Here is a 4525-nt window from a genome sequence, read left to right as displayed (position 1 = left end):
GGTTATACATGATACCGCTGCTGGAATATCCGACGACCGCCACTTTATTACTTAATCCCAGGGTATGCGGATTCAGCCAGTCTGGGGGAATAGTGGCGTTCGGCAAGGGAGCCAGCAAACCCGCCTTATCCAGCGTGTTAAAAAAAGTCGGCGACGATGACATGATAATATCAACGGGAGGCGCATCCGCCTCCGTTAATAATCGCAAGGATGGAGTGGTACGCCGATAAATAACCTCGACCCGGATTTCCGGATATTGTTCGGCAAAACCGTCGATCACCGCCCTGACCGGCGTCTCCGAGAAGGAGGTAAGCACGGTCAATGACGCGGCCTGAATGGATCTGAATGGCAACATCACCACGACCAAGCAGAGGGGAAGCAGTCGGCAAAATAGTGGCATAGGGTGTCTATCGGCTCGCTATCAATGTCAGATTATGTGCTGCACATCTAATATTCGGCACATGATAATATTTTATTAAATGGGGGGTGAGCCAGTTCTGACTCATATCGCCCTGTCGGGATCACTATTGTTATTCATTGAATATCGATAGGACAGTCTGAATATGTCACTTTTGACTCATGACCCCCTTATGGTTGAGTCAGAGTTGACCCATATCTGACATTTTGCCGCCTGAAATTCTCCCTTCATATGATGGCAACCGCTATCAGAACTTCCTCTGAAACCATGCTGCCACATATAAACGGAGAACGACATGTTCAACTTTTTCAAGACGCGAGCAGACTTGCCGGTCATGGATGCCTCGCCCGATAAAATCCGCTCCATTTACCGCAAGTACCAGTGGCAGGTTTTCCTGGGACTGGTGCTGGGTTATGCCATGTTTTACGTGGTCAGAATGAGTCTTAACGTTGTCAAGAAACCCCTGCTGGATGCCGGCATAGTGACGCTGGAGGAACTGGGGGTCATAGGCTCCGCCTTCCTGTTCACCTACGCCGTCGGCAAGTTCTCCAATGGCTTCCTCTCCGATTACGCCAACATAGGCCGCTTCATGTCGGTCTCCCTGGGACTGTCATCCATCTGTACCATCCTGATGGGTATGAACACCGCGACCTTCTTTCTGGTACTGATGTGGGGTCTGAATGGCTGGTTCCAATCCGTTGGCTCGGCGCCTTCCTGCGTCTCCATCTTCCAGTGGTTCTCACCCAAGCAACGGGGTTCCGTCTATTCGATATGGGGTGGATCACGCAACATAGGGGAAGGTATCTCCTGGATCCTTACAGCCACCGTCGTCAGCTACTTCGGTTGGCAAGCAGGTTTTATCGGGGCAGGTATTGCCTCTCTGATTGCGGCTCTGTGCATGTTCCTGGTACTGAAGGATCGCCCACAGACTTATGCCCTGCCGGAGCCAGCTGTCGCCTTTGGTGAGCAGGCCGAAATCGCCAAGAAAGTGGAGCCGGCCGAGATCCGCCGCGCCCAGCTGTTCATCCTCAAGCAGCCCACCGTCTGGCTCATCGCCGCAGCCTGCGCCTGCATGTACATGTCCCGCTACGCCATGAGCTCCTGGGCCGTGCTCTACCTGCAAGAACAGAAAGGTTACAGCCTGATCGATGCCGGTTTCGCCATGTCGGCCTACCCCATCGCCGGCTTCCTCGGTGCCATCCTGGCCGGGGTTATCTCCGACAAGATCTTCAACGCCAACCGCCACATCCCGACTCTGCTGTACGGTCTGGCCAACATAGCCGGCATGTGCCTGATGTTCTGGGGCCCGCAGAGCCGCATGATGGACGCGGTCGCCCTCGCCCTGATCGGTTTTGCCATCGGTGGTCTGGTGGTGTTCCTGGCCGGCCTGACCGCCTGTGACCTGATGCCCAAAACGGCCGTGGGCGCCGTGAAGGGATTCATTGGCCTCTGTTCCTACATCGCCGCCTCCGGCCAAGAGCTGGTCTCATCCGCGCTGATCAAGACCAGCGTGATCGATGGCGTAACCCACTATGACTTCAGCAGTGCCCAGTACTTCTGGCTGGGAGCCTCGGTGGTCTCCATGCTGCTAGCGCTGACGGTGTGGAACGCCAAGAAAGTTGTCAACTACTGATACATACCCAAGGAAAGGGTGGTCTGGTGACCACCCTTTTACTTTGTTGTCACAACAGGAGAACCCCATGCGCAAGACCAAAATCATCGCCACCCTGGGCCCGTCAAGCTCCTCCGCCACCATGGTGGAGCAGCTGATCCTGGCGGGAGCCAACGTCTTTAGGCTGAACTTTTCCCACGGCAGTCCGGCGCAGCACCTGGCACTGGCAGCACTGATCCGCACCACGGCGGCGCGCCTCAATACCCACATCGGCATTCTCGTGGATCTACAGGGCCCCAAGATCCGCATAGCCAGCTTCACTGCGGGCAGCATCCAGCTGCAGACGGGAGCATCCTTCGTACTCGATGCCGAGCTCAATGACAGGCAGGGCGACCAATATCGGGTCGGGATCGACTACCCGGCACTGGTGAACGAGGTGTACCCGGGTAATATCCTGCTGTTGGACGATGGCCGTATCCAGCTCAGGGTGGAACAGATCGAGGGGATGCACATCACGACCCGCGTGCTGGTAGGCGGCATATTGTCGAATCGCAAAGGCATCAATGTGCTGGGCGGCGGCCTCAGCGCCCCGGCGCTGACCGCCAAGGACAGGGAAGATATCCTGACTGCCCGTCAACTCGACGCCGACTTCGTGGCCATCTCGTTCCCCCGCTGTGCCGCCGATCTCGACGAGGCCAGAGCACTCATTCGTGCCACCGGCAGCAAGGCAGCCATCGTCGCCAAGGTCGAGCGGGCAGAGGTGGTCGCCTCGGTCGAGGCCATGGACGAGATCATCCACGCCGCCGACATCATCATGGTGGCCCGTGGCGATCTGGGGGTGGAGATCGGGGATGCCAGACTGCCCGGCGTACAAAAGAAGCTGATCAAGCGCTGCCGCGCGCTCGGTCGCCCCGTCATCACAGCGACCCAGATGCTGGAGTCGATGATCGGCAGCCCCATGCCCACCCGGGCCGAAGTACTGGATGTGGCCAACGCGGTCATGGATGGCACGGATGCGGTAATGTTGTCGGCCGAGTCGGCGGCTGGGCTCTATCCGGTAGCAGCGGTCGAGGCCATGGCCCGCATCGCACTGGGAGCCGAACAGGAGATGGAGCCCATACCACCACGCTGGCGCAGGGGCACCAGCCAGACAGAGCAGTCCGGCCACTGTATGGCACTGGCCGCCATGACCTCCGCCTTCAGCCAGGACAGCGCCTGTGGTATCGCCGTACTGACCCGCCGGGGAGATGCGGTCATCGCCATCTCCCGGGGCGGTCTCAACAACCCTATCTGGGCACTGTCAGACAACGGCCAGCTGCTCAATCAAATGGCGATTTTGCGCGGCGTCAGGCCGATCCACTATCTGGATAGCGACCCCCAGCACCATCACAGCCAGCTGATAGACACATTGCACCGGGCCGATCAGCTGAAGGGGATCCACTCCCTGCTGATCAGTCGCCTCGACTCGCTCGAGGGGTCTGGCCATGAGGATGTCTGTCGCCTGGTGCCATTGCCCGTTACGATACACCGGCCAGAACACCCCATCACTGCCGCTCATTCACACTGAGGGGAGCCACTCTTCTACCTCAAAAGCCTCACCAGATGAGGCTTTTGAGGTTCAGCTGATCCAGAACACTTGTTTCACTCTTCCATTCGAAGCTCTGGTTGGCGCCGCCGTAACACTCCGCCAGCCGCAGCGGTGTGCCGGGCTTGTGACGGCGCCCGGCGACGTCCAGACACAGCTCGACCTTGCTGTTGAACAGGCGATCCGCCTGCCACTGCCATTGACGACTCTCGTCCTGACACTCCGTCATGACGAGCTCATTCCCTTCTTTAGCCACCAGACAACGCTGCTGGAGCTGCAAGGCGCCGGCATCCCAGCTGAACTGCTGGCGGGCAGTCTGGTCGCAAGACTGGGTGATCAGTTGATCCCGGGTATTTAATGCCACACAGAAACCACCGCTGGTCACCAGGGTGGAGGGGGCATTGGCAGCCTGCCTGGGCACGGCGCCCATCAGGATCTCATCCGGCTTGGGTTTGAACGAACAACCGCAGAGGGTCACGACAACAAGCGCCAGCGTGCTGACGCGAACGAGATTAGGGTGCATATGACATGTTGGCCTGAAATGTGTTCAATGATGCCCACTTGCTGTGGGTCTGGGGCCCAGCATACCCGAAGCCGCGGCGAGAAAGTGCCAACAGAAGTGTAAACAGACGTGACAAGACGTAACGAAAGGAGAGGTGGCAAACGCCAGAAAGCGAAAAACCCCGCCTAAGCGAGGTTTTTCTGAATATGGTCGGTGATAAAGGATTCGAACCTTTGACCCTCTGGTCCCAAACCAGATGCGCTACCGGGCTGCGCTAATCACCGAGACAATTTTCTTTACTTAAGTACTCTAAAGCACAAAGACAATCACTTTTGATCATCCTCGTCATACAGCAAGTATGGTGCGAAGAGAGGGACTCGAACCCTCACACCCGGGGGGCACTAACAC

4 protein-coding genes and 1 tRNA gene are annotated in these 4525 nt (G+C 57.7%); 2 read left to right on the top strand and 3 right to left on the bottom strand.

Annotation, left to right across the window (positions count from 1 at the left end; all coding sequences use genetic code 11):
• Positions 1 to 316: extracellular solute-binding protein (locus AAC083_RS07785; RefSeq protein WP_258224628.1), on the bottom strand; the 316-nt coding region annotated here is incomplete at its 3' end.
• A gap of 397 nt (positions 317 to 713) precedes the next feature.
• Between AAC083_RS07785 and AAC083_RS07780 the strand changes: the two genes are divergently transcribed.
• Positions 714 to 2051 (top strand): MFS transporter, encoded by a 1338-nt coding sequence (locus AAC083_RS07780; protein WP_042037103.1) that lies wholly within the window; start codon positions 714 to 716, stop codon positions 2049 to 2051.
• A 67-nt stretch (positions 2052 to 2118) separates the two neighbouring features.
• A complete protein-coding gene (gene pyk / locus AAC083_RS07775; protein WP_108536250.1) occupies positions 2119 to 3597 on the top strand; it encodes a pyruvate kinase in 1479 nt (492 codons plus the stop codon).
• A 28-nt stretch (positions 3598 to 3625) separates the two neighbouring features.
• Here the strand turns inward: pyk and AAC083_RS07770 are convergent, their stop codons facing one another.
• Complete coding sequence (locus tag AAC083_RS07770) at positions 3626 to 4138, bottom strand: RICIN domain-containing protein (RefSeq protein WP_108536249.1); 513 nt, start codon at positions 4136 to 4138, stop codon at positions 3626 to 3628.
• Positions 4139 to 4324: 186 nt separating this feature from the next.
• Positions 4325 to 4401 (bottom strand) — tRNA-Pro (locus AAC083_RS07765).
• Positions 4402 to 4525: the final 124 nt, after the last annotated feature.

This window comes from Aeromonas sp. HMWF014 (genome assembly GCF_963878295.1).
Lineage (GTDB): Bacteria > Pseudomonadota > Gammaproteobacteria > Enterobacterales > Aeromonadaceae > Aeromonas > Aeromonas popoffii.
Note: the sequence above shows the minus strand (reverse complement) of the source record. Positions and strands in the feature narration are given on the sequence as shown.